Annotated in this window: 24 protein-coding genes; 13 read left to right on the forward strand and 11 right to left on the reverse strand. The window is 72.3% G+C overall.

Going from position 1 to position 24,925, the window contains the following annotated elements:
- The 3 genes from LIV37_RS47255 to LIV37_RS47265 all read right to left on the reverse strand — a co-directional run bounded on the left by LIV37_RS47255 (nt 1) and on the right by LIV37_RS47265 (nt 3,466).
- Entirely contained in the window at nt 1-1,362 is a 1,362-nt protein-coding gene (locus LIV37_RS47255) for a serine hydrolase domain-containing protein (RefSeq protein WP_121826718.1), read from the reverse strand.
- 44 nt (nt 1,363-1,406) lie between these two features.
- Nucleotides 1,407-2,567 (reverse strand): copper amine oxidase, encoded by a 1,161-nt coding sequence (locus tag LIV37_RS47260; RefSeq protein WP_251983346.1) that lies wholly within the window; start codon nt 2,565-2,567, stop codon nt 1,407-1,409.
- An 89-nt stretch (nt 2,568-2,656) separates the two neighbouring features.
- Entirely contained in the window at nt 2,657-3,466 is an 810-nt protein-coding gene (locus LIV37_RS47265; RefSeq protein ID WP_020874185.1) for a hypothetical protein, read from the reverse strand.
- A 314-nt stretch (nt 3,467-3,780) separates the two neighbouring features.
- Here LIV37_RS47265 and LIV37_RS47270 point away from each other — a divergent pair, with 314 nt between their 5' ends.
- Together LIV37_RS47270 and LIV37_RS47275 are read left to right on the forward strand one after the other, a co-directional pair.
- The gene (locus tag LIV37_RS47270; RefSeq protein ID WP_148717922.1) at nt 3,781-4,194 is read left to right on the forward strand and encodes a hypothetical protein; all 414 of its coding nucleotides are present in this window, start codon (nt 3,781-3,783) and stop codon (nt 4,192-4,194) included.
- Nucleotides 4,191-4,559, forward strand: coding sequence for a hypothetical protein (locus LIV37_RS47275; protein WP_185058111.1), 369 nt, complete (start codon nt 4,191-4,193; stop codon nt 4,557-4,559). The genes LIV37_RS47270 and LIV37_RS47275 overlap by 4 nt, the downstream gene beginning before the upstream one ends.
- Here the strand turns inward: LIV37_RS47275 and LIV37_RS47280 are convergent.
- Nucleotides 4,522-5,262, reverse strand: a complete 741-nt coding sequence (locus LIV37_RS47280; protein ID WP_020874186.1) for an SDR family oxidoreductase — start codon at nt 5,260-5,262, stop codon at nt 4,522-4,524. The two genes, LIV37_RS47275 and LIV37_RS47280, sit on opposite strands and share 38 nt — an antisense overlap.
- A gap of 150 nt (nt 5,263-5,412) precedes the next feature.
- Here LIV37_RS47280 and LIV37_RS47285 point away from each other — a divergent pair, with 150 nt between their 5' ends.
- From LIV37_RS47285 to dapE, 6 genes are all read left to right on the forward strand, one after another.
- On the forward strand, nt 5,413-5,991 hold the full coding sequence (locus tag LIV37_RS47285) for a TetR/AcrR family transcriptional regulator (RefSeq protein ID WP_020874187.1): 579 nt from the start codon (nt 5,413-5,415) through the stop codon (nt 5,989-5,991).
- Between the two features lie 64 nt (nt 5,992-6,055).
- Complete coding sequence (locus tag LIV37_RS47290) at nt 6,056-6,646, forward strand: helix-turn-helix domain-containing protein (protein WP_020874188.1); 591 nt, start codon at nt 6,056-6,058, stop codon at nt 6,644-6,646.
- A 113-nt stretch (nt 6,647-6,759) separates the two neighbouring features.
- The gene (locus tag LIV37_RS47295; RefSeq protein ID WP_020874189.1) at nt 6,760-8,127 is read left to right on the forward strand and encodes an NAD(P)/FAD-dependent oxidoreductase; all 1,368 of its coding nucleotides are present in this window, start codon (nt 6,760-6,762) and stop codon (nt 8,125-8,127) included.
- 2 nt (nt 8,128-8,129) lie between these two features.
- Nucleotides 8,130-9,446, forward strand: a complete 1,317-nt coding sequence (locus tag LIV37_RS47300) for an MFS transporter (protein WP_020874190.1) — start codon at nt 8,130-8,132, stop codon at nt 9,444-9,446.
- A 139-nt stretch (nt 9,447-9,585) separates the two neighbouring features.
- On the forward strand, nt 9,586-11,052 hold the full coding sequence (locus tag LIV37_RS47305; RefSeq protein WP_373920800.1) for an amino acid permease: 1,467 nt from the start codon (nt 9,586-9,588) through the stop codon (nt 11,050-11,052).
- Entirely contained in the window at nt 11,049-12,155 is a 1,107-nt protein-coding gene (dapE, locus tag LIV37_RS47310) for a succinyl-diaminopimelate desuccinylase (protein ID WP_020874192.1), read from the forward strand. Before LIV37_RS47305 ends, dapE begins: the two co-directional genes overlap by 4 nt.
- 90 nt (nt 12,156-12,245) lie before the next feature.
- Here dapE and LIV37_RS47315 read toward each other — a convergent pair whose 3' ends face one another.
- Nucleotides 12,246-13,865: a PucR family transcriptional regulator gene (locus LIV37_RS47315; protein WP_020874193.1), complete on the reverse strand. Its 1,620-nt coding sequence runs from the start codon at nt 13,863-13,865 to the stop codon at nt 12,246-12,248.
- A 123-nt stretch (nt 13,866-13,988) separates the two neighbouring features.
- Between LIV37_RS47315 and LIV37_RS47320 the strand changes: the two genes are divergently transcribed.
- Together LIV37_RS47320 and menC are read left to right on the forward strand one after the other, a co-directional pair.
- On the forward strand, nt 13,989-14,867 hold the full coding sequence (locus LIV37_RS47320; protein ID WP_243146525.1) for a chorismate synthase: 879 nt from the start codon (nt 13,989-13,991) through the stop codon (nt 14,865-14,867).
- Nucleotides 14,864-15,973: an o-succinylbenzoate synthase gene (gene menC, locus LIV37_RS47325; RefSeq protein WP_020874195.1), complete on the forward strand. Its 1,110-nt coding sequence runs from the start codon at nt 14,864-14,866 to the stop codon at nt 15,971-15,973. The genes LIV37_RS47320 and menC overlap by 4 nt, the downstream gene beginning before the upstream one ends.
- 50 nt (nt 15,974-16,023) lie before the next feature.
- On the opposite strand, the gene LIV37_RS47330 is transcribed toward menC, so the two are convergent.
- The gene (locus LIV37_RS47330; RefSeq protein WP_020874196.1) at nt 16,024-17,226 is read right to left on the reverse strand and encodes a cytochrome P450; all 1,203 of its coding nucleotides are present in this window, start codon (nt 17,224-17,226) and stop codon (nt 16,024-16,026) included.
- 86 nt (nt 17,227-17,312) lie between these two features.
- Between LIV37_RS47330 and LIV37_RS47335 the strand changes: the two genes are divergently transcribed.
- Nucleotides 17,313-18,188, forward strand: coding sequence for a helix-turn-helix transcriptional regulator (locus LIV37_RS47335; RefSeq protein ID WP_020874197.1), 876 nt, complete (start codon nt 17,313-17,315; stop codon nt 18,186-18,188).
- On the forward strand, nt 18,185-19,042 hold the full coding sequence (locus LIV37_RS47340) for an oxidoreductase (protein ID WP_020874198.1): 858 nt from the start codon (nt 18,185-18,187) through the stop codon (nt 19,040-19,042). The genes LIV37_RS47335 and LIV37_RS47340 overlap by 4 nt, the downstream gene beginning before the upstream one ends.
- A gap of 292 nt (nt 19,043-19,334) precedes the next feature.
- On the opposite strand, the gene LIV37_RS47345 is transcribed toward LIV37_RS47340, so the two are convergent.
- On the reverse strand, nt 19,335-19,673 hold the full coding sequence (locus tag LIV37_RS47345) for a hypothetical protein (RefSeq protein WP_020874199.1): 339 nt from the start codon (nt 19,671-19,673) through the stop codon (nt 19,335-19,337).
- Nucleotides 19,666-20,613 carry a sigma-70 family RNA polymerase sigma factor gene (locus tag LIV37_RS47350; protein ID WP_020874200.1) on the reverse strand — a complete coding sequence of 316 codons (948 nt, stop codon included), beginning with the start codon at nt 20,611-20,613 and terminating at the stop codon, nt 19,666-19,668. The genes LIV37_RS47345 and LIV37_RS47350 overlap by 8 nt, the downstream gene beginning before the upstream one ends.
- Before the next feature lie 87 nt (nt 20,614-20,700).
- On the opposite strand from LIV37_RS47350, the gene LIV37_RS47355 reads away from it, so the two are divergent.
- Nucleotides 20,701-21,828 (forward strand): alkene reductase, encoded by a 1,128-nt coding sequence (locus LIV37_RS47355; RefSeq protein ID WP_020874201.1) that lies wholly within the window; start codon nt 20,701-20,703, stop codon nt 21,826-21,828.
- 18 nt (nt 21,829-21,846) lie between these two features.
- On the opposite strand, the gene LIV37_RS47360 is transcribed toward LIV37_RS47355, so the two are convergent.
- The 3 genes from LIV37_RS47360 to glpK all read right to left on the reverse strand — a co-directional run bounded on the left by LIV37_RS47360 (nt 21,847) and on the right by glpK (nt 24,907).
- Nucleotides 21,847-22,683 (reverse strand): undecaprenyl-diphosphate phosphatase, encoded by an 837-nt coding sequence (locus tag LIV37_RS47360; RefSeq protein ID WP_020874202.1) that lies wholly within the window; start codon nt 22,681-22,683, stop codon nt 21,847-21,849.
- A gap of 156 nt (nt 22,684-22,839) precedes the next feature.
- A complete protein-coding gene (locus tag LIV37_RS47365) occupies nt 22,840-23,241 on the reverse strand; it encodes an SseB family protein (RefSeq protein ID WP_020874203.1) in 402 nt (133 codons plus the stop codon).
- Between the two features lie 160 nt (nt 23,242-23,401).
- Nucleotides 23,402-24,907, reverse strand: coding sequence for a glycerol kinase GlpK (gene glpK / locus LIV37_RS47370; protein ID WP_121826537.1), 1,506 nt, complete (start codon nt 24,905-24,907; stop codon nt 23,402-23,404).
- Nucleotides 24,908-24,925 lie beyond the last annotated feature (18 nt).

Consider the following 24,925-nt stretch of genomic DNA (forward strand, 5'->3'; position numbering starts at 1 on the left):
TCAGACCAGGGCGCTCTTACGGGCCATCCGGCCCGAGAGCTGGATCCGGTCCACGGCGCCGGTCCGCGGATCGCGGACGAAGCGTCCGCCGGGGAGCCGGCGTCCGGAGGAGGGGTCCACCAGATCGCAGGTGAGGTCCTCGTGGCAGACCAGCGGCGCGGGGAGGTCGCCGTCCACGGACAGGGCGAGAACGCCGCCGTCGCTGATGGTCACCTGGTACTCGACGTCGCCGTTGAGGTAGACCCCGGTGCACTGCGAGGTGGTGGCCATGGGAGTGGCCCGGCGCCGTGGGGTGGGTGTGGGGGGCACCCGGACGCCGGTGATCTCGACGAGGACATCGGTCAGTTCGTGCCACAGCTCGGTGCCGGTGCCCGCGTTGGCGGTGAAGCCGACCACCGCGCCCGTGGCGGGCTCGGCCCGCAGGAAGCAGGAGGTGCCCTGGGCGTTGCCGTCGTGCCCGAACCACAGGGCGTCGCCGTGCCGGAAGAGCCCCCAGCCCAGGCCCCAGCCGTCGGCCAGCACACCGGGGTCGGCGCCGGGCACCGGGCGGCGCATCTCCTCCGCGAGCTCGCGGGGCGGCAGCCCCGCGGCCCCGTCGCCGAGATGGGCCCGGCCCAGCGCCACCAGATCGAGGGCACTGACCCTCAGCGCACCGGCCGCGGCCTCGGCGGGGGCGAGGTTCTGCCGCACCGGCCGCGTTCTGCCCGTGGCCTTGTTGGCCGAGTGGCCGCGCGCCGTGGGCCGGTGCGGGGCGCCGGCCGTGCCGATGAAGGACGGCACGGTGCCCAGCGGATCGAGCAGAACGGACCGCACGGTCTCCTGCCAGCTCATTCCGGTGACCGTCTCGATCAGCCGGCCCGCGGCCACATAGCCCGCGTTGGAGTAGGAGAAGTCCGTCCCCGGGGGCATCACCAGGGTGCGGTCGGTGCAGTGGTCCAACAGATAGCGCGCGGCGCTCAGCGAGGCCACCTGGTCGGAGTCGGGCCCGGACGGCAGCCCCGCGGTGTGGCTGAGCACCTGGCGCACCGTGCACGGAGGACCGGCCCGCCGCAACTCCGGCACATGGTCGCCGAGCGGGTCGTCCAGCTCCACATCGCCGTCCGCCACCAGGAGCATCACCACGGTCGCGGTGTACGCCTTGGTGATGGAGCCGATGGGCACGGCCGCGTCGGCGGTGCACGGCTCGCCGGTGTCCGCGTCCAGGACGCCGGTCTCCACGGCGAGGGTCATTCCGCCGCTGTGCACGGCGAGTTGGGCCCCGGGCACCTGATGGGCGCGGGCCAGGGCGGTCAGCCGGTCCTCGAGGACGCGGCGTATCTTCGACTCCTCCTCGACGGACGGGGCCGGGGTCGGACGTAACACGGTGCACTCCTTGCCGGGGGACGGGACGGGCGACGGGGACCGGGTCATGGCAACTGGCTCGTGGCCGTGAGGTCCCGGGGCACGATCCTGAAGCCCTGCCAGTGGGTGGGCATGGGGTCCTGGTCCTCGTCCCTGGGCACATGGTGGAAGTCGACACTGACCCAGGCCACCGGGTCGGTCAGCTTCTCGTCGCCGGTGTACTTGTCGACCGAGGTGGCGCAGTCCGGGGCGGTGTTGCCGTAGGCCAGCCGTTCGCACTCCCGGTACTGCGTGAAGTACATGTCGTGGTGGGTGAACTCCTCGGTCTCGTGCGGGCCCCGGTACTGATCGCTCTGGTGGTTGTCGATCTCCCAGGACTTGGCGTGGCCGTCGGAGTTCTCGGTGGCGGGGTTCACCACCCGCCAGAAGCGGGTGGGCGCGAGATCCGCCGCGGTCTCATGGGAGAACACCGTGCGCTTGGTGGTGCGCGCGGCCGTGCCGCTGCCCAGGTAGTCGTACTGCTCCACGGTGTTCTTCGACTCTCCGTCGACGTCGAAGTCCAGCCGCCAGAAGATGTTGTGCGAGTGGTTCTCGCTGAACCGGGTGGAGCCCACCCCGGTCGGCCAGCCGCTGCTCGCGTCGGAGAACTGGAACGGCGAGAGGCTTCCGGTGGCGCCCGACCGGGGGGTGATGGAGCCGTCGTCCGAGAAGCGCCACTCGGTGATGTAGTCGTACCAGCCGATCTCGGAGACCGAGAAGACGACCAGATCGGTGCCGTGCAGCACGCCCTTCTCCACGGCGCTCTTGTAGGCGAACGGCCGCGGCTGCTCCTCGACGCACAGCACCGGGGTGTCCGAGAAGTCGCGCAGCCGTCCGTCGGGGCAGTCCTCGGCGCTGAGCGGGGTGAGCGTGCCCTGCTCCAGATCGCCGAAGCCGATGGCCGAGACGTCGTAGAAGCGCGGCTGACCGCTGTCGTAGGGCACATGCACCTCGGCCAGCGAGGCGCTCTTGAGGACCCGGGTGGGGGTGGAGCGGTTCGGGGTGTAGATCACATCGCTCAGCACCGCACCGGTGTTGCGGTCGATGTCCCAGCACATCTGCCACCGGGCACCGTTCTTGAGAGTTGTGTCGATGCGATCCGCGGCGGGGCAGGACGGGTCCGCCGAGGCCTTCGCGGGCGCGGCGGAGGCCGGGCCCGGCACCCACAGGGTCAGCAATCCCACCACGGCGATCAGCACACGAGCGCGTCGAAGCGGATGGGCACGCCGAAACACCCGGGCACGCCGAAACAGACTGGACACGGACAAGGCTCCCCTCACAGGCCGATGACGGCGGCGCGCCTGGCCGACAGATCGATGACGATCCGGCTGGTGTCGATCCACTTGCCACCCGGAATGCGCACGAACAGCTGCACACACCGGTGCTCACCGCACCGGGACACCTTCCGGGCGCCGTCCACCCCCTCGGCCCGGGAGCCGAGGAACGACATGCTCTGGAGCCGCAGTTGGGCGGGCGAGGCCAGCCGCTTCCCGGTCTGCGAGGCGTAGGACTCGCGCATCCCCGGGCCGAGCCGGCGGTCGGCGAGGATGACCTTCACCGCCTCGCGTGCCTCGGCCAGGGTGGGCGGCGGCTGGACGCCGTGCCGGCGGGTGGCGTCGAGGACCTTCTTGGAGCGCAGATCGACCACCCTGGTGATGAGGGTGTCCGAGGCGTAGTCGTAGAGCTGGACCTCGGCCCGGCTGTCGGTGGCGGATGACGCCGACTTGGCCCGGGGCACACGGCGGGTGTCCAGCGGCTCGGCGCCGGAGCCGCCCGCGGCGTTCCGCTCCCCGTCACTCTTCTTCGTCGCTTTCTGACGGTCCTTCGCGGTCCTGGTCCCGGTGGCGGCGTCGATGGCGATACGGGACGCCTCGCGCGATTCCTCCGATGTCAGCCGGCCGGAGTGTGAGGCGACGGCGGCCGCGGGCTCCGAGGCATCGGACGCGGGCGATCCGGCGGTGCGGAGGGCGGCGATCCCGCCGCCCGCCAGCACCGCGGTCAGACCCAGCGCCGCGGATACGCGCCATCTCCGGTGACGGCGCCTCCTGGTATCGGCCGCACCCTTGTCCGTCGCGTTGTCTGTCATCACCCAGCCGTTTCCGTTGTCGGTCAAGTAAGCCCGGTGGGGCTCGCGGTGACAGCACTCGGCCGGATACCGGATTGTCGCTGGTGCGTTCCCCGTCGTGCAGACGGGATTCAAGCCGCTGACAACGGCTCGCGCGGACTCCCCCCGGACTCTTCGCTGTCCACTGTTAGCTCACGCTTTCACCACTCCGGGCGGCGTAACAGTCGCATTTGTCATCAAGCGGCTGTGAGAAACGCATGTCCCATGGACGGCCGAGCGGCCGCAAAGCGATGACGGGGAAGGCTCGTGGGAAGGCTCTCTGCCATCATGCTCACATGAGCCATTCGATCACCATTCGATGTGACATCTGTGGCGCCACTCATTCCTCCTCAGCGGCCGACAGCGTCGGTGCGCTCCGCGAAGTCATCGTCCAAATGAGCTGGTCGAGGGCGCGATGGGATGGCCGGGTGATCGATATGTGCGGTGGTTGCGGAGCCCGGGAAATGGCGCCCAGCGCACCCGGACGGAGCTGCGGTTCCTGCGAGGGGGGCGAACTCTTCGATGCCCTCGGACACGACAGAATCGGACATCGTTTGGCCAACGCATTGCTCAGGGCCGGTGTCGATAATCTCGAACTGCTCTCCGGTTTTTCCGCGCGTCAGCTTCGTGATCTGGACGGTATCGGTGCGGTGAGCGCACGTCACGCACTCAATCGTCTGCACTCCGCACCGAACGAAAGGCGATCGTGAACGAATATTCCACCGGAACATCCGCACGGCCCGCTCTCTACGGCAGTCGGCGGCACCGGGTGCTGTGGGTGGCGGGCGTGGTGTTTTCGGCCGGGCTGCTGGCGCCGCTGTTATTCCTCGGCGCCGCCCGAAAGGGGATCGTGCCGCGTACCGTACCCGCCGGATACGCGGTGGCGATCTGTCCGATCGCGCTGGGGCGGCAGTGGCTGCCGGACCCGGGGGACTGGATCTCATGGGCACTCGCGGCCGCGGTGCTCACCGCGGCCGTCCATGCCGCGGTCCTGGACACCGGCCGCACGCCCGCCCATTGCCCCCCGGGCACGGACCTCAGCCCTGCGCGGTGGGACGGACCACGATCTCATTGACGTCGACATCGGCCGGCTGCTCGATGGCGAACGCGATGGCGCGGGCGATGGCGCCCGGGGAGATCGCGATCTTGTCCATGCGGGTCTGGATCCCGCCCCTCGTGTCCGGGTCGGTGATGGAATCCGCGAGCTCCGTCCGGATGAACCCCGGCGAGACGGTGGTCACCCGCAGCGATTCGCCCGCCTCCTTGCGCAGCCCTTCGGAGATGGCGCGCACGGCGTTCTTGGTGCCGGCGTAGACCGACATCGTCGGGACGATGGTCAGCCCGGCGGTGGAGAGGGTGTGCACGAAATGCCCGGAGCCCTGCTCCCGGAAGACGGGCAGGGCCTCGGCGATGCCGTACAGCACCCCCTTGATGTTGACGTCGACCATCGCCTCCCAGTCCTCGACGCGCAGATCGTCGAGGGCGGAGATCGGGCTGATACCGGCGTTGCCGACCAGGACGTCCAGCTTTCCGTACCGCTCGCGTGCCGTCGCGACCAGACGGGCCATATCCGCGCGCCGCTTCACATCCGTGACGACGGCGACGGCCTCGCCGCCCGCCCCGGCGATCCGGGCCGCCAGTGCCTCGATGCGGTCCGACCGCCGCGCCGCGAGGGCGACCTTGGCGCCGCGCTCGGCCAGCAGCAGCGCGGTCGCCTCGCCGATACCGCTGCTCGCGCCCGTAATGGCGACGACCTTGCCTTCGATACCCGATGTCATGGGGGTTCCTTCCAGTGGAAATATTGCGGGAGGGCAGGGGGAAAGGAGGTGGCGGCGATGGCCTACAGTGAGAAGTGGAGGCGCCGCCACTTCACCCCACACTAAGTGGGTGCTCCTCCACTTAGCAACCGGGAATGAGGAGAGCCGCCGATGGCCAGGGATCCAGGGCGCCCGCTGCGCGCCGACGCACAGCGCAACCGGGAGAAGATCCTCTCCGCCGCGGTGCGGGTGTTCGCCGAGGAGGGGCTGGACGCCCACCTGGAGCGCATCGCCAAGGAGGCGGGCGTCGGCACCGGCACCCTCTACCGGAACTTCCCGACCCGTGAGCTGCTGATCGAGGCCGCCTACCGCAATGAGCTGGCCCGGCTCTGCGACGCCGCCCCCGAACTGCTGGCGGCCCTGCCCCCGCGCGAGGCCCTGCGGGCGTGGCTGGCCCGCTTCATGGACTACGCCAACGCCAAGCTGGGCATGGCGGACGCGCTGCGGGGCGTGGTCGCGTCGGGCGTCAATCCGTACGCGCGGAGCCACGAGATGATCCAGGACGCGCTCTCGCGGCTGATGGACGCCGCCGTCGCGGCTGGTGTGATCCGGTCGGACATCACCGCCACCGATATGTTCGCCGCCCTCACCGGCATCGCCCTCGCCTCGGGGAAGCCCGAACAGCGGGAGCAGGCCGACCGCCTCCTCGACCTCACCCTGGACGGGCTGAGCGCCGGATCCGGTCAGTAAAGATTTCTGAGTTTTCAGTTCAGACTCTTGTGTCATCCACTCAGTGCTCTTAACGTGTGCGGCCATGGAGAACGAACACACCACGGACCGGGCCGCGGAAACCGGCGACGAGTCCGTGGGCGACCGGCTGCGCGCGCTGCGCAAGGCGCGCCGGCTGACGCTGCGGACCGTCGCCGAGGCAGCCGGGATCAGTGAGGGCTATCTCAGCCAGATAGAGCGCGGGCAGGCCAATCCCAGCATCGCCACCCTCCAGCAGGTCGCCCGCGCCCTCGGCCTGAAGGTGGCGGATCTGTTCGGCGACGACTTCACCAGCGGCCCGAGCGTGCTGCGCGCCGAGGAGGCGCCCCGGCTCGCCCTCGGGGTGCTCGGCGGGCGCAAGTTCCGGCTGACCCCGGGGCCGCAGCACCATCTCGAAGTGTTCCTGGGGGAGTTCGACGCCCATGGCTCCACGGGAGAGACCCCCTACAGCCACGGCGACTCGGAGGAGTTCCTGTACGTCCTCGAGGGCACGGTCGGACTCCAGCTCGGCGAGCGCTCCTTCACCCTCGGCGCCGGTGACAGCATCCGCTACTCCTCGGCCGTACCCCACCGGCTGAGCGAGACGGCCGGGGCGGCCGCCCGGGTGCTGTGGGTGATCAGCCCACCCAGCTACTGATCCACCCCGCCCCGGCCCATCCCACCTCCAACCACTTCGATCCGCGATGAAACCGGGGCCATCCCAGGCCGCCCGACCAGCGGCCGTTCGACCACGATTGGCTGAGTGCCGCAGTGCTGAACGGAAATGTGTCCTTCTGGTACCGACAGACCGGCTTCCCCGAACGGCGTCCGCCGCTCGACGGCGACCTCGCCACCGATGTGTGTGTCGTGGGCGGGGGCTTCACCGGGCTGTGGACCGCGTACTACCTCAAACAGGCCGCCCCCGATCTCGACATCACCGTCGTGGAGCGGGAGTTCGCCGGATTCGGCGCCTCGGGGCGGAACGCCGGCTGGCTCAGCTGCAAGATCGCCGGATCGGCCGGGACCTATGCGAGGAAGCGCGGGCGCGAGGCCGTGATCGCCCTCCAGCGGGAGATGATCCACACCGTGGACGAGGTGATCTCGGTGGCCCGTACCGAGGGCATCGAGGCCGACATCGTCAAGAGCGGCTATCTCACCGTCGCCCATGGTGCCGCCCAACTGCCCCGGCTGCGCGCCGCGTACGACCAGCTGCGCCACTGGGGCGGGCAGGACCTGGAGTGGTTGAGCGCACCCCGGCTGGGCGAGCGGCTGCGCCTGGACGGGGCGCTGGCCGGCTACCACAATCCGCACTGCGCCCGGGTCCACCCGGCCAAGCTGGTGCGCGGCCTGGCGGCCGCGGTGGAGGCGCTGGGCGTGCGAATCCTGGAGTCCACCCCGGTCACCGCCATCGCCCCCGGCCGGGTCAGCACTCCGTTCGGCACCATCCGCGCGGGCCGGATCGTCCGCGCCACCGAGGGCTTCACCAGCGGTATCGAGGGCGAGCGGCGCACCTGGCTGCCGATGAACTCCTCGATGATCGTCACCGAGCCGCTCCCCGGCGAGCTGTGGAAGCGGCTCGGCTGGGAGGGGCAGGAACTCCTCAGCGACGCCACTCACGCCTACACCTACGGACAGCGCACCGCGGACGGCCGCATCGCCATCGGCGGCCGCGGAGTGCCCTACAGGTTCGGCTCCCGCACCGACCGGGCGGGGCAGACCAGCGCGGACACCGTGCGCGCCCTGCGGCGGATCCTCACCGGCCTGTTCCCGGACACCGCCGAGGCCGCCATCGACCACACCTGGTCGGGGGTGCTGGCCGTGCCCCGCGACTGGTGCGCCTCGATCGGCTACGACCCCGCCACCGGCGTCGGCTTCGCCGGTGGCTACGTCGGCCATGGCGTGGCCGCCACCAACCTCGCCGGGCGCACCCTGCGCGATCTGCTGCTCGGCCACTCCACCGAGCTGACCGCGCTGCCCTGGGTCGGCCACCGCACCCGGCGCTGGGAGCCCGAACCGTTCCGGTGGATCGGGGTGCACGGTATGTACGCCGCGTACCGTGCCGCCGACCGCTCGGAGTCCTCCGGCCGCACCACCACATCGCCCATCGCCCGTCTCGCCGACCGCATATCTGGACGCTGACCATGAGCAAGCCCACCGCCACCGCGGCGGCCACCGGCCGCGCCCCGGCCACCGACCGCGAGCGGACCGCCCGCAAGGCCGGTCTCGCCTCGTTCATCGGCACCACCGTCGAGTGGTACGACTTCTACATCTACTCCACCGCCTCCGCGCTCGTCCTCGGCAAGATCTTCTTCGGCGGCGGCGGGGACACCACCGGCGCGCTGCAGGCGTTCGGCAGCCTGTGGCTCGGCTTCCTCGCCCGGCCGATCGGCGGCATCGTCTTCGGCCACCTCGGCGACCGGATCGGCCGGAAGAAGACGCTGGTCACCACGTTGCTGATGATGGGCATCGCCACCACCCTGATCGGGCTGCTCCCCGGCTACGACGAGGTCGGCGTCGCCGCGCCGATCGCGCTGGTGCTGCTGCGCTTGGTGCAGGGCATCGCGGTCGGCGGCGAGTGGGGTGGCGCCGTCCTCATCGCCAGCGAACACGCGCCCAAGGAGAAGGCGCTGTCCTTCGGCGCCTTCGCACAGCAGGGGTCCCCGGCCGGATCGATCCTGGCCACCGGGATGTTCGCGCTGCTCACCCAGCTTCCGGACGACGACTTCGACGCCTGGGGCTGGCGCGTGCCGTTCCTCTTCTCCGCCGTGATGGTGGTCATCGGCCTGGTGGTGCGCCTCAAGGTCGAGGAGTCCCCGGAGTTCGCCCGGCTGCGCGATGAGAAGCGGGTAGCGAAGGTGCCCCTGCGGGAGCTGGTCACCGGCCACCCCGGATCCCTCGTGCTCGGCGTGCTCGCCAGCTCCATCGGCATCGCCGCCACCTACTTCATCACCACCTTCGTCCTGGCCTGGTCCACCGACAGCCTCGGCATGGAGCGCTCCACCATGCTGAACGTGCTGCTCGTCTACAGCGTTCTGCAGTTCATCACCCAGCCCTTCGGGGTGGTGCTGGCCGCCCGTTTCGGCCCGCGCCGCACCGTGGCGGCCCTGCTGGGGCTCAACTTCGCTCTGGTGCCGGTGATGTACGCCTGTGTCTCGACGACCCAGCCGGTCGTCGTGGGGCTCGGCATCTCCCTGCTGGGCATCACCGGCGCGATGAACTACGCGATCCTGGCCGGACTGCTCGCCGCGGCCTTCCCGATCTCGGTGCGCTACACCGGTATCTCGCTCTCCTACCAGCTGTGTTCGGCGCTCATCGGCGGTACGGCACCCCTAGTCGGCGAGTGGCTGCTGCACTCGGCCGGCGGATCCATCGTGCCGGTCGTGATCTACCAGATGGTGCTGGTGGCCGTGTCCCTCGTCTGCTCCCTGGCGCTGCTCAACCGCTCGCGGACGGCATAGCCGCGGCCGGGCCTTGGCCGAACGGTCAAAGCCACGGGTGGGTCTTTGGCCGATGCGTGCACCTCCCCGCCCGCTCCCTTCCGCATCATCAGGGGCCGTACAGCGCGGCGGCGCGGACAAGGGAGGCAATGTGAACGGTGTGCGAACACAACCGCACGGCCGGCGGACCCCGGGGCGGGCCACCGGCCCGGTCGGCAGGCTGACCCGCCGCCGGGAGGTGGCGGAGCTGGTCGCCGAGGCCGGTGGCGGTCCGCTCCGCCGGACCCTGGGCCTGACCCAGCTCACCCTGCTCAGCGTCGGCGCCACGCTCGGCACCGGGATCTTCGTGGTGCTCGGCGAGGCGGTGCCCCAGGCGGGCCCGGCGGTGGTGCTCTCCTTCGTCCTCGCCGGGGTCACCGCGCTGTTCTCCGCCCTGTCCTACGCCGAGCTCGCGGGCATGATCCCGGGCGCCGGGTCCTCGTACAGCTACACCTACGCCACCTTGGGCGAGCTGGTGGCCTGGGTGTGCGGCTGGTGTCTGATCCTGGAGTACGGCGTCTCCGTGGCCGCGGTCGCGGTCGGCTGGGGCCAGTACGTCAACGAACTGCTCCAGCTCACCGTCGGCCGGACCCTGCCCGACGCGCTCGCCGCCCCGCCCGGCGACGGCGGGGTGCTGAACGCCCCCGCCGCCGCCATCGTCGTCCTCGCCATGGTGGTGCTGCTGCGCGGCGCCCGGGAGAGCGCCGTGGTCAACACCGTGATGGTGGCGGTGAAACTGGCCGCGCTCGTCATCTTCTGCGCGGTGGCCTTCACCGCCTTCCACGCCGGGAACTTCCGGCCGCTCTTCCCCCTCGGCACGGCCGGGATGACCGCGGGCGCCTCCTCGCTCTTCTTCTCCTACATCGGCTTCGACGCCGCCTCCACGGCGGGGGAGGAGGCCAAGCACCCACAGCGCGATCTGCCGCGCGCCATCGTCCTCTCGCTCGGCCTGGTCACCGCCCTGTACTGCGCGGTGGCGCTGGCGGCGGTCGGCGCGATGCCCTGGCAGCGGTTCGAGGGCACCGAGGCCACGCTCAGCCAGGTCCTCGTCAGCTCCGTCGGCGGTGGCGAGCTGTGGCCGATCCTGCTCTCCATCGGCGCGGTCGTCGCCACCACCAGCGTGGTCCTCACCGTGCAGTACGGACAGATCCGCATCCTGTTCTCGATGTCCCGCGACGGGCTCGTCCCCGGCCTCTTCTCCAGGGTCCACCGGCGCACGGGGGTGCCGCGCGCGGGCACCGTCATCGTCTCCGCCTTCGTCGCCCTCCTCGCCGCGCTCATCCCGCTCGGCGACCTCGCCGACGCCACCAGCATCGGCACCCTCTTCGCCTTCGCCCTGGTCAACCTGGCCGTGCTGATCCTTCGCCGCCGCAAGCCGGACGCGCCACGCAGCTTCCGGGTGCCACTCGCACCCGTGACACCCCTGCTGGGAGTGGCCTGCTGCGGGTATGTGATGTACGGGCTCGGGGCCGACACCTGGATCGCCTTCGGCGCCTGGATGGCGGTCGGACTCGCGATCTACGGGCTCTACGGCATCCGGCACTCCACCCTCAACCGCCCCGCCCCCGAACCGGAGGCCACCCCATGACCCCGCTCGACCCCACCGCCGATGTGCTCGCGCTCACCCGCGCCCTGGTCGACATCCCCTCGGAAAGCGGCCATGAGGCGCCGCTCGCCGACGCCGTCGAGAGCGCGCTGCGCGCCCTGCCGTGGCTGACCGTCGAGCGGATCGGCCACTCCGTCGTGGCCCGCACCCAGCTGGGCCGCGACCGGAGGGTGGTCATCGCCGGGCACCTGGACACCGTCCCGGCCGCGGACAACCTTCCCTCCCGGCTGGCCGGGGGACTGCTGTACGGGCTCGGGGCCTGTGACATGAAGGGCGGTGTCGCGGTCGCCCTCCGGCTCGCGGCCGCGCTCCCCGCGCCCGCGCACGACATCACCTACGTGTTCTACGAATGCGAGGAAGTGGCCGGCGACCGCAATGGACTGGCCAGGATAGCCGCGGAACGCCCCGAGCTGGTCCGGGGCGATCTGGCGATCCTCATGGAGCCCTCGGACGCCGGTGTCGAGGCGGGCTGCCAGGGTGTGCTGATGGCGGACATCGCCGTACGCGGCGAGCGAGCGCACACCGCCCGCGCCTGGAAGGGGGTCAACGCCGCCCACCGCGCCGCCGCCGTCCTGCGGCGCCTGGACGACCACACCGCCGGGCGGATCACCATCGACGGGCTGGAGTACCGCGAGGGGCTGAGCGCCGTGGCCGTACGCGCGGGCGTGGCCGGGAATGTGGTGCCCGACCTGTGTGTGATCACGGTCAACCTGCGATTCGCGCCCAGCCGTTCACCGCGGGAGGCCGAGGCGTACGTACGCGACCTCTTCCCCGAGTACGAGGTCGAGATCACCGAGAACACCCCGGGCGCCCTTCCCGGCCTGGACCGGGAAGCGGCCGCCTCGCTCGTGGCGTACCTCGGCGTGGCGCCCCGCCCCAAACTGGGCTGGACCGATGTCGCCCGCTTCACCGCGCTCGGCACACCGGCACTCAACTACGGCCCCGGCGACCCGTCCCTGGCCCATACCGCGGGCGAGTGCGTGCCGGTGGAGCAGCTGCGGGAGTGCGAGGCGCGGCTCATGGGCTGGCTCGGGCCTTCCAGCCCTTCCAGGGGGTACCTCCCAGCGGTAGCTGGGGGAGATTGAGGAGCGGGGTCTGGGGCGGAGCCCCAGTTGCGGGAAGGGGCGGGGAGGGGAACAGCCCGCCGCAGGCGCCAAGCGCCGCCGGACAACCCCCTAGACGCCCGCGCCCCGCAGCCCCGCGAGGGTGCGCAGCTGGAGCCAGAGCACCAGCCGCTCGTCCGGGTCGTCCAGGTCGATCCCCAACTGCGCCCGGGCCTGCCGCAGCCGGTAGCGGCAGGTGTTGGGGTGGACGGCCAGCAGCCGGGCCGCCCGCGCCATATCGCATCCGGCGTCCAGCCAGCACACCAGCGTCCGGGCGTAGTCCGTGCCGTGCCCGGCGTCGTACGCCACGATGTCCCGCCAGGCCCCGGCCGCCAACTCCCGCCGCTCGCCCAGGAGTTCGCCGAGCCGGAGCAGTACGGCCCGGGCCCGGACCTCCGCCATCGCGGCCACCGTCTCCTCCGGGCCCAGCACCCGCAGCACCAGATCGGCGTCCTCCCGCGAGCCGCGGACCTCCGCCACCTCCGGCACCACATCGCCGAGACCGGCCCGTACCGGCACCCTCAGCGCCTGCCCGGCGCGGCGCACGATGTCCTCGGCGAGCCGCCGCTGCCGCTCCCCGGCCCGCCCGTCGGCCACCGGCAGCAGCGCGTACACCACCCCGTCGACCAGCACACAGGCATGCCGCCCGTACCGCGCCTCACACTGCAGCCGTACGAGATCCAGCAGCCGCAGCGCGGCCTGCTCCCCGTCCGGCGCGCCCGCCGCGCCCTCCAGCGCGAAGGCGGCCACCCGCACCGGTGTGCCGGGGGCCAGCCCCAGCCGCTCGGCGGCGGTGGCGGGCTCGGCGGTGCCGTCCAGGAGACGGCGCAGCAGATCGCCGGTCATATGGCGGGACAGCTCCTGTGCCGCCCGCGCCCGCAGCAGGAGCAGGGCGGCCGTCGAGGCGCCCTGGGCCAGCGCCTCCTCGGCATCCGGTGCGAGGGTCCCGTCGTCGACGACCCACAGCGAGCCGAGGGTCTCACCGCCCGCCCGTACGGCGACGGCCAGCCGTGGCAGTTCCTCGGCGCTCAGGGCGGGCAGGCGCACCGGCCCGTGGGAGGCGAACAGCACCCGGTACTGCTCGGTGTTCTCCGGGCTGCCCGGCACCTGACGGCCCAGGATGCCCTGGCGCCGGGGCTCGTCCACGGGCTGGCCCGGGATGGTGGAGTGGGCGAGGATGCGCTGGCGCGGATCCTCGATCACGGTGGCGCCGCCCACGGCCGTGGCCACGGCGCCCGCGAGCGAGAACAGGTCGCCGAGCGCGGCGCCGCCCGCGGGGGAGGGCCGGGCCCCGACCGCACCGGCCAGCAGCAGATGGACATGGTGCCAGGCGGCGTCCTCGTCCACGGTGAGCAGGGCCAGCCCCCGCTCCCGCGCCCGGGCGACGGCGTCCGCGAGTCCCTGCCCTTGCCCGGACGAGGGCCCTTGCCCGGACGAGGGCCCGTTCTCACCGCGTACGACGAGACCCGCCATCCGCGCGGCCGCCGCCTCGTCCACCAGCGCCCCGGCCGCGTCCGCCCGCACCCCGACCGCCAGCAGCAGGGCGCCGGGCGCCCGGTCCGGGAAGGGGGAGTGGGGGTCGTACAGCAGCACCTCGGTGACGGGCGTGGTGAGCCCGGACGGGGCGGTGACCAGCCGCAGCGCGGGCTCGCCCAGGGTGTCCAGAAGCTCCCCGAGGGTGCGGGTGTCCATGGGTGGTACCGGGCCTTCCAGGGGCTGACGCGCGAGGCGATTGGCTGATCGCAACAGGACCCTAGGCCGCGCTTGTGCGTCCGGACAAGCCGAGCGCGGGCCCGTCCCGGGAGACTCGGGCCCATGACATCAGTGACGATGGACGCCGAGGCGCTGGCCACCGCCGCCGCCCGCGCCGCCGGGGTCGCCGTCCGCACCGTCCACGACGTGGCCGGTGTCCAGGCGGTGGCCGACTTCTTCGCCGAGGTGTGGCGGCTGCCGCGCAGCCATCCGCCCTATCCGGCCGAGGTGCTGCACAGCATCGTCCACGCGGGCGGCGCGGTGCACGCCGCGTACACCACCGGGCCCGACGGGCGGGAGGGCGAGCGGCTGTCCGGTGCCGCGGTCGCGGTCTTCGGCCCACCGGCCGACCGGGAGGTGTACTCGCTCGTGGCCGCCGCCACCGCCTCCGACCGGGGCGTCGGCCACGCCGTCAAACAGGCCCAGCGCGGCTGGGCCCTGGCGCGCGGGGCCCACACCATGCGCTGGACCTTCGACCCGCTGGTCGCCCGTAACGCCCGCTTCAACCTGGTCAAACTGGGTGCCGTCGGCGCCGAGTACCTGGTCGACCTCTACGGCCCCATGAACGACGGGGTGAACGACGGCGACGAGAGCGACCGGCTCACCGCCCGCTGGGACCTCCTCGCACGACCCGCGCCCGCACCCGCCCCCGCCGATGACACCGGCGACCGGGCAGCCGCCCCGGTCGTCCGCCACGCCCCCGACGACGGCCCGCTCGCCGCCCGCCACGCGGACCGGCTGTGGTGCAGGGTGCCCGGGGACATCGTCGCGCTGCGCACCGCCGACCCGGCCCTGGCGCTGCGCTGGCGGCACGCCGTGCGCGAGGTCTTCACCGAGGCGTACGCCGAGGGCTTCCGGGCCACCGCGATGTCCCGCGACGGCTGGTACCGGCTCACCCGGAACCCCGCCCCGACCACCCCCGGAGAGGATCCGCGGCCATGAGGCTCGAACGCGCCGAACTGCTCCATGTCGCCCTTCCGCTGATCACCCCCTTCCGTACCTCCTTCGGGACGATGACCAGCAAGGACACCTTTCTGCTGCATATCGTCACCGACCGGGCCGAGGGCTGGTCGGAGTTCGCCGCCGATCCGGAGCCGCTGTACTGCGCGGAGTTCATCGCCGGCGCCGAGATCGTGATCCGCGACTTCCTGCTGCCCCGGGTGGCCGCCCTCCCCACGCCCACGACGGCGGCCCTCGCCCCCGCCATGGCCGCCGTCAAGGGCCATGAGCTGGCCAAGGCCGCCCTGGAGACCGCACTGCTCGACGCCGAACTGCGCGCCCATGGCATGCCGCTGGCCACCTTCCTCGGCTCGGTCCACGAGCGGGTGCCCGCAGGGGTGTCCGTCGGCATCAAGGACTCACTCCCCGAGCTGATCGACGACGTCGAGCGGTATCTCGCCGAGGGCTATGTGCGCATCAAGCTGAAGATCGAGCCGGGCTGGGACGTGGCGCCGGTGCGCGCGGTACGGGAACGGTTCGGCGAGGCGCTGCCGCTTCAGGTCGACGCCAACACCGCGTACACCCTCGCCGACGCCGAACACCTCAGGAAGCTCGACGAGTTCGGGCTGCTGCTCATCGAGGAGCCGCTGGAGGAGAACAACCTCCACGCCCACGCCCGGCTCCAGCGGCGGCTGACCACCCCGGTCTGCCTGGACGAGTCCATCCACAACGCGCGCGACGCCGCGTCCGCGATCGCGATGGACGCCTGCCGGGTCATCAACATCAAACCGGCCCGGGTCGGCGGCTATCCGGAGGCCCGCCGCATCCACGACCTCGCCGCCGCCCACGGCGTCCCGGTGTGGTGCGGGGGCATGCTGGAGACCGGTATCGGCCGCGCCCCCAACCTGGCCCTCGCCGCCCTGCCCGGCTGCACCCTGCCCGGCGACACCTCGGCCTCCGGCCGGTACTTCGCCGAGGACATCACCGAGCCGTTCGTCCTCCAGGACGGCCACCTCCCGGTGCCCACCGCGCCCGGCATCGGCATCGACCCGCTCCCGGACGTCCTCGCCCGCTTCACCACGGCGCGGCGGCAGCTGTACCCGCGCTGACCCGCACCCGCCACCGTCCCGGTCAGGTCCGGCCGTTCAGGTCCGTCAGGTCAGGTCCGGCCGGTCAGCACGACCGTGCAGCCGCGCAGCTCGTAGCTGTCGATCCCGTCCTTGAAGCCGACCCTGGGCGGGGCCGCCATACGGATGCCGGGCAGGGCGAACAGCCGGCTGAGGAAGACATCCGTCTCCAGGAGCGCGATGGTGGCCCCGGGGCATTTGTGCGCACCGTCCCCGAACGACAGCCCCGGCGCCCCCGCGCCCGCGGCCATCGGGCGCCCCGGACACAGCCGCTCCGGCCGCTCGCCCACCGTACGGGCGTCGACATTGGCGCGGTGCAGCAGGACGTCGACCAACTCCCCGGCCGGGACGGTCACTTCCGCGTCCGGGTCCCGGCCGTCGCCGGTCAGCCGGAGCGGTGCGGTGGTACGGCGGCGGAGCCGGCCGATGACCGGTTCGAGCCGGAGGATCTCCTGGAGGACCGCGATCCGGTCGGGCTCGTCGGCGGCCCGGTAGCGCGCCAGCAGGGCGGCGTCGCCGAACAGATGCCACGCGGCCACATTGACGAACTCCCGGGTGGTGACCATGCCCGCGGCCGCGAACGTGAGGCATTCCCCCAGGATCTCGCCGGATGAACACCCCTCGTCCAGCAGATGGGAGATCAGGTCGTCGCGCCGCCGTCGCCGCCGGGCCCGTACGGCCGGGCGGACATCGCCCCAGTAGAACCGCAGCCAGTTGGAGTTCTGCCGCACCAGCCAGCGGATTCCGTGGAGGCTGGTCAGCCCGGGCGTCCCGAACTTCTCGGGGAAGAAGCGCTCCAGCCGTCCCCGGATCCCGGGCCGGCTCTCCGTGAGGCCGATCACGGCACTGGCCACCTCGATGGCCAGGTGGAAGCTCAAGCGGGCGAGGTGGCCCCGGCCGGTCTCCCGGACGGTGTCGAGCTGTGCCTCCGCCACCTCGACCATGACCTCGCGGTAGTGCTCGTCGACCCGGCGCGGGGTGAAGAACCGGGCGGTCTGCCGCCGGTCCTCGCGGTGTTCCGCACCGTCCCGGTAGAGCACCGGCCGCCGGAATCGGGACGGCAGCTTCTCCACCGTCTCGACGCCGAGCCCGGCCTGCACGGTGGCCGTGGCGCGCAGTACGGCGCGGGCCTCCTCGTAGCCGGACACCTGCCAGATCCCGTCCGGCCTCCGCCGCACCGGACAGCCGTCTCCGTCCGGCCCCCGGCCGACCCTGCGCTCCCCGTAGTGGTCCATGGGCGGCACCCCCCGGCCCAGGGTAGGAGTAGCGCGGCCACCTTACGAGGCCCTGACCGTGCTTTCCCCGGTCTACGCTCGGTTTCATGGACAGCGAGAACCCTCTGGGGCGCTTTCTGCGCGCCCGCCGTGAACAGGTGCGGCCCGAGGACGTGGACATCCTGCCCGCCGGCCGACGCCGGGTGGCGGGGCTGCGCCGGGAGGAGGTCGCGCTGCTGGCCGGGGTCAGCACCGACTACTACATACGGCTGGAGCAGGGCCGGGAGCGGCATCCCTCGGCACAGGTGGTCGAGGCGCTGGCCCGGGCGCTGGTGCTGGAGGAGGACGCGGTCGCCCATCTGCACCGGCTGGCCCGTCCGGCCCCCGGCCGGCGCCGCCCGGCCGCGCGGCGGGAGCGGGTGAGCCCGACCCTGCTGCGGATGATGGAGGGCTGGCCGCGGACCCCGGCCGTGGTCCTGGGCCGCTGTCTGACCGTACTGGCCCACAACACCCTGGGCAGGGCCCTCTTCGACGGGCACACCCACAGCCGGGATCTGATGCGGCTGGTCTTCCTCGACCCGGACGCGCGGGAGTTCTACCCCGACTGGGAGCGGGTGGCGGTCAACACCGTCGCCGGGCTCCGCGCGGCGGCCGGAATCGACGCCGAGGACCCGGAACTGATCGCTGTCGTCGGCGAGCTGTCGCTGAAGAGCGAGACGTTCCGGCGGCTGTGGGCCCGCCATGACATCCGCCAGAAGACCCATGAGACCAAGCGCTTCCGGCACCGCCTGGTCGGTGAGCTGACCCTGGAGTACGAGGCACTGACCGTGAACAGCGCCCCCGGTCAGCAGCTCATCGTCTACCAGGCCGAGCCGGGCAGCCCCTCCGAGCAGGCGTTGGCCCTGCTGGGCAGCCTCACCGCCGACGTGGTGGAGGCGCCCCACGACCCCATGAGCACCACGACGAAGGACTCTTCCGCATGACCGTCAATGACTCGCCCGTCTGGTTCATCACCGGCTGTTCCACCGGTCTGGGCCGGGCCCTGGCCACCGCCGTCCTCGGCCACGGCCACCGCGCGGTGGTCACCGCCCGCGACCCCCGGCAGGTGGCCGACATCGTCGCCGGTCACGGGGATCGCGCGCTGGCCCTGGCGCTCGACGTCACCGACAAGGACCGGGTGGCGGAGGCGGTGCAGGAGGCGGAAACCGCCTTCGGCCGCATCGACGTACTCGTCAACAACGCGGGCTACGGCTATCTCGCCGCGCTCGAGGAGGGCGAGGACGAGGAGGTCCGGGCCCTGTTCGACACCAACGTCTTCGGCCTGGTGGACGTCACCCGCGCGGTGCTGCCGGGCATGCGCGCCCGCCGCGCCGGCCACATCGTGAACATCTCCTCACTCGGCGGCCTGGCCGCCTTCGGCACCACCGGCTACTACCACGCCACCAAGTTCGCCGTGGAGGGCCTGTCCGAATCGCTCGCCGCCGAGGTGGCGCCGCTGGGCATCAAGGTGACGATCGTAGAACCGGCCGCCTTCCGCACCAACTGGTCCGGCCCCTCCATGCGCCAGTCCGCCACCACCATCGACGACTACGCCGGGACCGCGGGCGCACGGCGCGCCGGCACTCTCGCCACCTACGGCCATCAGCCCGGCGACCCGGTCCGCGCGAGCGAGGCCATCATCGGCGCGGTGGAGGCGGCGGAACCCCCGCTGCGGCTGCTGCTGGGCAAGGCCGCCTACGACATCGCCCAGGCCCGGCTCGACACCCTCAGGGCCACCTTCGACACCTGGCGCGAGGTCACCCTCGGAGCCGACTACCCGGTGGCCGCGACGTCCTAGGGGCGCCCGGCGGCACGCGTACGCCTGCGGCGGCCTGTTCCCCGCCCCTTACCGGGGCTGCGCCCCGGGCCCCCGAACGGGGGCTGCGTCCCGGACCTCGGATGGGGGCTGCGTCCCGGACGCCGGGCGGGGGCTGCGTCCCAGCCCTCCGCAGGGGCTCCGCCCCTTGACCCCAGGGTCCAGGGGCGGAGCCCCTGTCACGCGGCGGAGCCGCAAATGCGTGCTGTGGGAAGGGGCGGGGAGGGGAGAGATCAAGATCCGCCGGGCACCCCCTGGGCCCGCTGGGCGGCCCTCAGCGCCCCCGCACCCGGCGGCCCCACCGGCGCAGCAGCCCCCGCCGGGCCCGGGGAGCCCGCGGGCCGGAGGGCCTGCGGCCCTCCGGCCCTATGCGGCTCGGCGTCCACTGACCGTCGGGGGAGAGGATCGGCGCCTTCCGCTCCGCCTGCGCCACGATCTCGTGGTGGGAGTCGTAGGCGGTCACTCTGAACGCCTCGTCGTGGGAGGCCAGCGCCGCCCGCAGGGCCGCGCCGGTGGCGCCACGGCGACGGGCGAGGGACGCCACCCAGCCGAGGAAGCCCATGAGCCCGGCGAGCACACCGGCGACGATCAGATAGGGCAGTAAGTCACTCATGGGCCGAGGCTACGTGAGGCCGTACGCCGTCGAGGAGGCCCAGTTCCAGACCGCTCAGCCGCTCGGGGTCGGCGATCACCTCGTACGCGGCGATCCTCCCGCCCTCGACGGTGACGGTCAGGGCGAGGAGCAGCCGGCCGTGCGGGGCCACGACGACCCCTACGGACCCGTTCACCAGCGCGGGCTCCGCGAACCGCGCCCTCGGCGCGAAACCGGCGGTCTCCTCCGCCACCGCCCGCGCACCGCGGGCCACCGTGGGCACCCCCTCGGGCAGGGCGGCGCGGTCGGCACGCCGGACGACATCCGGGTCCAGCACCGCGAGCAGCGCCGCCATGTCCCCGCCGCGCGCGGCGGCGAGGAAGGCGTCGACGGTGCGCCGCTGCCGGTCCAGCTCGGCGCGGGGCACCGCCGCGATGCCCCGCACCTTCTGGCGGGCGCGGCTGGCCAGCTTCTTCGTGGCGACCGGTGAGCGCTCCACGATGGGCGCGATCCGGTCAAAGGGCACCGCGAACACATCGTGCAGCACAAAGGCGATCCGCTCGGCCGGGCCCAGCGTGTCCAGCACCACCAGCAGCGCCCTGCCGACCGAGTCGGCCAGCACCGCCTCGTCCTCCGGACCGCCGCCGTCCCCGGTCTCCCGGGCCATCTCGGGCAGCTCCTGGCCGACCGGCTCCTCCCGGCGCGCGGTGCGGGAGCGCAGCATGTCCAGGCAGATGCGGGAGACCACCGTCCGCAGCCAGCCGGTCAGGTTCCCGACCGCCTCGGCGTCCGCGCGGCTGAGCCGCAGCCATGTCTCCTGCACGGCGTCGTCCGCCTCGCTGAGCGAGCCGAGCATCCGGTAGGCGACCGCCCGCAACTGGCCGCGGTGGGTCTCGAAGCGCTCCGCCAGCCCGTCCTGCGGGTGCCGACGCTGTCCGTTCCCCGGTTTCCGCCCGTCCATCGGTCACCTTTCCTCGCCGCGCTCCGTCACTTCCCCAGACGTAACCACGACGTATCCCATGCGGCAGAGGTGACGAGGAGAGACACCATGACCACCACCTGTTCGACCGTCCTGGACCAGCCGCTGCTGCGCCCCGCGGCGCTGGGGGACCTCCAGCTGCCCAACCGGGTGGTGATGGCGCCCATGACCCGGGCCCGGGCCACGGGCGAGGGGCTGGTCCCGAACGGTATGCACACGGACTACTACGGGCAGCGGGCCGGGGCCGGGCTGATCATCACCGAGGGGACCTGGGTGAGCGAGCGGGCCATCGGCTTCCCGAACGTCCCCGGTGTCTACAGCGAGGAGCAGATCGGCGGATGGCGCCGGGTCACCGACGTCGTCCACGCACTCGGCGGCCGGATCGTGCTGCAGCTGTGGCACACCGGCGCCGCCTCGCACCCCGACCACCTCGGGGGCGCCCTTCCGGCCGGTCCGTCGGCGGTCGACCCCCGGGAGCGGACCCACACCCCCGGCGGGCCCAAGGTCACGGTCACCCCACGGGAGATGACGATCACCGACATCCGGGACACGGTCGCGGAGTACCGCGCGGCCGCGGTGCACGCCCGCCGCGCCGGTTTCGACGGCGTCGAGGTGCACGCCGTCGGCTCGTTCCTGATCCCGCAGTTCCTCAATCCACGGCTGAACCGCCGCCGCGACGCCTACGGCGGCGACCAGGCAGGACGGCGGCGACTGCTGATGGAGATCGTCGACGCGGCCGCCGCGGTCTGGGACGGCCGCCGGGTGGGCGTGCGCCTGTCGCCGTACTGGACCGCCGAGCGGTTCACCGCCGACGAGCGGACGCTCGCCGACTACGACGCGCTGGTGGCGGAGCTGGGCGACCACCCCTTGGCCTATCTGCATCTGCGGGGACCGGCCCCCGCCGAGCCCGGCGCCGCCCCGGACCACGACGCCTTCGCCCGCTACCGCCGCCTCTTCGGCGGCCCGCTGATCGCCAACCACGGCTTCGGCCGGGAGACCGGCAACGCGGTGATCGAGGCCGGGCTCGCGGACGCCGTCTCCTACGCCACCCACTTCGTGGCCAACCCCGACCTCGTGGCCCGGTTCGCCCTGGACCGCGAGCTGGCGGCGGGCGACCCGGGCACGTACTACACCGGCGGGGCGGGCGGCTATGTCGACTATCCGGCGAGCCGCTGGAGCGACGGCGTCAGGCGTTGAGGGGCGCCCACAGCGGCGTCAGGCGTTGAGGGCACCCGCGCCGAGCAGTCCGAACAGCGCCAAGCCGATCACGATCCGGTAGATCACGAAGGCGTTGAACGAATGCTTGGCGACGAACTTCAGCAGCCAGGCGATGGAGGCGTAGGCCACCGCGAAGGACACCACCGTGCCCACCGCGAGCGGCATCGTGCCCACGCCACCGCCCATGGCGTCCTTGAGCTCGTAGAGCCCCGCGCCGGTCAGCGACGGAATGCCCAGGAAGAACGAGAGCCGGGTGGCGGCCACCCGGTCCAGGTCGAGCATGAGGCCGGTGGCCATCGTGGCGCCCGAGCGGGAGAAGCCGGGGAAGAGCAGCGCGAGGATCTGCGAGGAGCCGACCAGCATCGCGTCCTTGGCGCTGGTGTCGTCCTCCCCGCGCTTGTGGCGGCCCATCCGGTCGGCCAGCCACATCAGCCCGCTGCCCACGATCAGCGAGGCGGCCACCACCCACAGGGAGGCCAGCGGGCCCTCGATCAGCGGCTTGGCGGCCAGGCCCACGACCACGATGGGGATCGTGGCGTAGATGACCCACCACGCGAACTTGTAGTCGTGGTGGTACCGCTCCTCGCGGTTGACCAGCCCCCGCGCCCACGCGGTGGCGAAGCGGCGGATGTCGCGGAAGAAGTACAGCAGGACGGCGGCGATGGCGCCGACCTGGATCACCGCGGTGAAGGCCACGACGGACTTGTCGTCCACCGGGATGTCCATCAGCCCCTCGGTGATCTTGAGGTGGCCGGTGGACGAGACCGGGAGGAACTCCGTGACCCCCTCCACGACGCCGAGAACGACGGCCTGTCCGATGTTGATCGCGCTCACGTGGTCCGTCCCGCCGGTGGCTTTCCGTGATCAGTTGTCCACGGGACGGTAGACGATGAATCGGGACGATGGCCAATCAGCGAACGGCCCGCCGGGAGCGGGCATCGCCGCGGCCCGTGCCCGTACGGAGCGGGGGCACGGACCGCCGCGGGAGGGTCAGGCGGCCGGGCCGGAGCCGCTGAGCAGGCTCCGCACGCCGTTGGCCGAGAGGGTGACGGCCTCCGGGGCGCCCGCGTCGATGGTCAGCGAGAGCTCTTCGGAGGGCCATCCCTGGGCCAGCGCGCCCAGCGGCACCAGGTGGTACCGCTCGATCTGGGGCAGGGCCTGGTGCATCCGGGCCGGAGTGGTGAAGACCGGTACCAGCTGCGCGCCGTCCTCCTGCTGGAACACGGGCAGGGTCACGGCCTGCGGGTCCGCCTCCTCTCCGGTCTCGGCGGAGGGGAGGAGGACCTCACTGTTGGCAAGGGTGTTCAGCGCCGACTCGTCCGCCCGGTCGGCCGCCAGCTCGCCGAGGGCCTGCTGGGTGGCGGAGACGTTTTCATCGGAAGGGCTGGTCATGATTCCGTCCATGGATCGGGTTTTGGGTCTTGATGGGTTTCTGGGTCCCAGAGCGGCTCGGGTGAACAGCCGCGGCTGGCTCGAATACCCCGCCTCAGGGAACTCACACGTCCCGTTCCGCCTCGATTCCCGCGCGGCCCGTGGAGGAATATGCCCCGGGCTACGACCCGGCCCAGCCCAGCGACCTCTCGACCGCCCGCCGCCAGCTCTCGTACTCCGCGTCCCGCCGTGCGGGGTCCATCGTGGGCATCCACTGGGCCGCGCGGTGCCAGTTGCGGCGCAGCCCCTCCAGATCCGGCCAGTAGCCGGAGGCGAGCCCGGCGGCGTAGGCGGCGCCGAGGGAGACGGTCTCGGAGACCATGGGGCGCACCACGGGCATGTCCAGAACGTCGGCCAGGAACTGCATCAGCAGATTGTTCGAGGTCATTCCGCCGTCCACCTTCAGCTGGCGCAACGGCCGGGGCGAGTCGGCGTTGACGGCGTCGACCACCTCCCGGGTCTGCCACCCGGTGGCCTCCAGGACGGCCCGGGCCAGATGCCCCTTGGTGATGTACGAGGTGAGCCCGACGATCACCCCGCGCGCGTCGCTGCGCCAGTGCGGGGCGAACAGCCCGGAGAAGGCGGGGACGATGTAGCAGCCGCCGTTGTCCTCGACACCGCGGGCGAGCGTCTCGATCTCCGGGGCGCTGTGGATCAGCCCCAGGCGGTCGCGGAACCACTGCACCAGTGAGCCGGTGACGGCGATCGGGCCCTCCAGGGCGTAGACCGGCGGCTCGCCGCCGACCTTGTAGCCCACCGTGGTCAGCAGCCCGTGCCGGGACCGTACGAGCTCGGTGCCGGTGTTGACCAGGAGGAAGCTGCCGGTGCCATAGGTGCACTTCGCCTCGCCGGGGGCGAAGCACGTCTGCCCGAACAGCGCCGCCTGCTGATCGCCGAGGGCCGCGCAGATCGGGACGTCCGGCAGCAGGGCGCGGGCCATGCCGTAGCACTCGGCGGAGGAGCGGATCTCCGGCAGCATCGCCCGGGGCACATCGAAATAGGCCAGCAGTTCATCGTCCCAGGCCAGGCTGCGGATGTTCATCAGCATGGTGCGGCTGGCGTTGGTGGCGTCGGTCAGGTGCAGTCCGCCGTCGGGCCCTCCGGTGAGGTTCCAGATCAGCCAGCTCTCCATGGTGCCGAACAGCACCTCGCCGCGCTCCGCGCGCGCATGCAAGCCGTCGACATGGTCGAACAGCCAGCGCAGCCGTGGCGCGGAGAAGTACGTCGTGGGCGACAGTCCGCAGCGCTCCAGGAAGAAGTCGTCACCGGTGGTCCGCCGCAGCTCCTCGACATAGCCGCTGGTACGGGTGTCCTGCCAGGTGATGGCGTGGCCCACCGGAACGCCGGTGCGGCGGTCCCAGACCACCGTGGTCTCGCGCTGATTGGCGATGCCGATCGCCGCGATCTGCTCGGGGCGGATCCCGGCGCCCTCCAGGGCCCGGGGGACGACGACACGGCGCAGATGGGACCAGATCTCGGTGGGGTCGTGCTCGGCCCAGCCGGGCCTGGCGAAGTACTGCTCGTGTTCACGCTGGCCGACTGAGACCAGCCGTCCCTGGTGGTCGAAGAGGATGCACCGGGTGGACATGGTGCCCTGGTCGATGGACATCACATAGCGTTCAACCATGGCCTGGCCTGTCTTCGG

The organism is Streptomyces rapamycinicus NRRL 5491 (assembly GCF_024298965.1).
Lineage (GTDB): Bacteria > Actinomycetota > Actinomycetes > Streptomycetales > Streptomycetaceae > Streptomyces > Streptomyces rapamycinicus.

Excerpts from the sequence above, each read along its gene's own strand:
- dapE (WP_020874192.1), top strand. The coding sequence starts at position 11,049 with ATGACCCCGCTCGACCCCACCGCCGATGTGCTCGCGCTCACCCGCGCC.
- LIV37_RS47345 (WP_020874199.1), bottom strand. The coding sequence starts at position 19,673 with ATGAGTGACTTACTGCCCTATCTGATCGTCGCCGGTGTGCTCGCCGGG.
- LIV37_RS47265 (WP_020874185.1), bottom strand. The coding sequence starts at position 3,466 with ATGACAGACAACGCGACGGACAAGGGTGCGGCCGATACCAGGAGGCGC.
- glpK (WP_121826537.1), bottom strand. The coding sequence starts at position 24,907 with ATGGTTGAACGCTATGTGATGTCCATCGACCAGGGCACCATGTCCACC.
- LIV37_RS47285 (WP_020874187.1), top strand. The coding sequence starts at position 5,413 with ATGGCCAGGGATCCAGGGCGCCCGCTGCGCGCCGACGCACAGCGCAAC.
- LIV37_RS47355 (WP_020874201.1), top strand. The coding sequence starts at position 20,701 with ATGACCACCACCTGTTCGACCGTCCTGGACCAGCCGCTGCTGCGCCCC.
- LIV37_RS47330 (WP_020874196.1), bottom strand. The coding sequence starts at position 17,226 with ATGGACCACTACGGGGAGCGCAGGGTCGGCCGGGGGCCGGACGGAGAC.
- LIV37_RS47270 (WP_148717922.1), top strand. The coding sequence starts at position 3,781 with ATGAGCCATTCGATCACCATTCGATGTGACATCTGTGGCGCCACTCAT.
- LIV37_RS47315 (WP_020874193.1), bottom strand. The coding sequence starts at position 13,865 with ATGGACACCCGCACCCTCGGGGAGCTTCTGGACACCCTGGGCGAGCCC.
- LIV37_RS47290 (WP_020874188.1), top strand. The coding sequence starts at position 6,056 with ATGGAGAACGAACACACCACGGACCGGGCCGCGGAAACCGGCGACGAG.
- LIV37_RS47300 (WP_020874190.1), top strand. The coding sequence starts at position 8,130 with ATGAGCAAGCCCACCGCCACCGCGGCGGCCACCGGCCGCGCCCCGGCC.
- menC (WP_020874195.1), top strand. The coding sequence starts at position 14,864 with ATGAGGCTCGAACGCGCCGAACTGCTCCATGTCGCCCTTCCGCTGATC.
- LIV37_RS47365 (WP_020874203.1), bottom strand. The coding sequence starts at position 23,241 with ATGACCAGCCCTTCCGATGAAAACGTCTCCGCCACCCAGCAGGCCCTC.
- LIV37_RS47335 (WP_020874197.1), top strand. The coding sequence starts at position 17,313 with ATGGACAGCGAGAACCCTCTGGGGCGCTTTCTGCGCGCCCGCCGTGAA.
- LIV37_RS47340 (WP_020874198.1), top strand. The coding sequence starts at position 18,185 with ATGACCGTCAATGACTCGCCCGTCTGGTTCATCACCGGCTGTTCCACC.
- LIV37_RS47280 (WP_020874186.1), bottom strand. The coding sequence starts at position 5,262 with ATGACATCGGGTATCGAAGGCAAGGTCGTCGCCATTACGGGCGCGAGC.
- LIV37_RS47350 (WP_020874200.1), bottom strand. The coding sequence starts at position 20,613 with ATGGACGGGCGGAAACCGGGGAACGGACAGCGTCGGCACCCGCAGGAC.
- LIV37_RS47320 (WP_243146525.1), top strand. The coding sequence starts at position 13,989 with ATGACATCAGTGACGATGGACGCCGAGGCGCTGGCCACCGCCGCCGCC.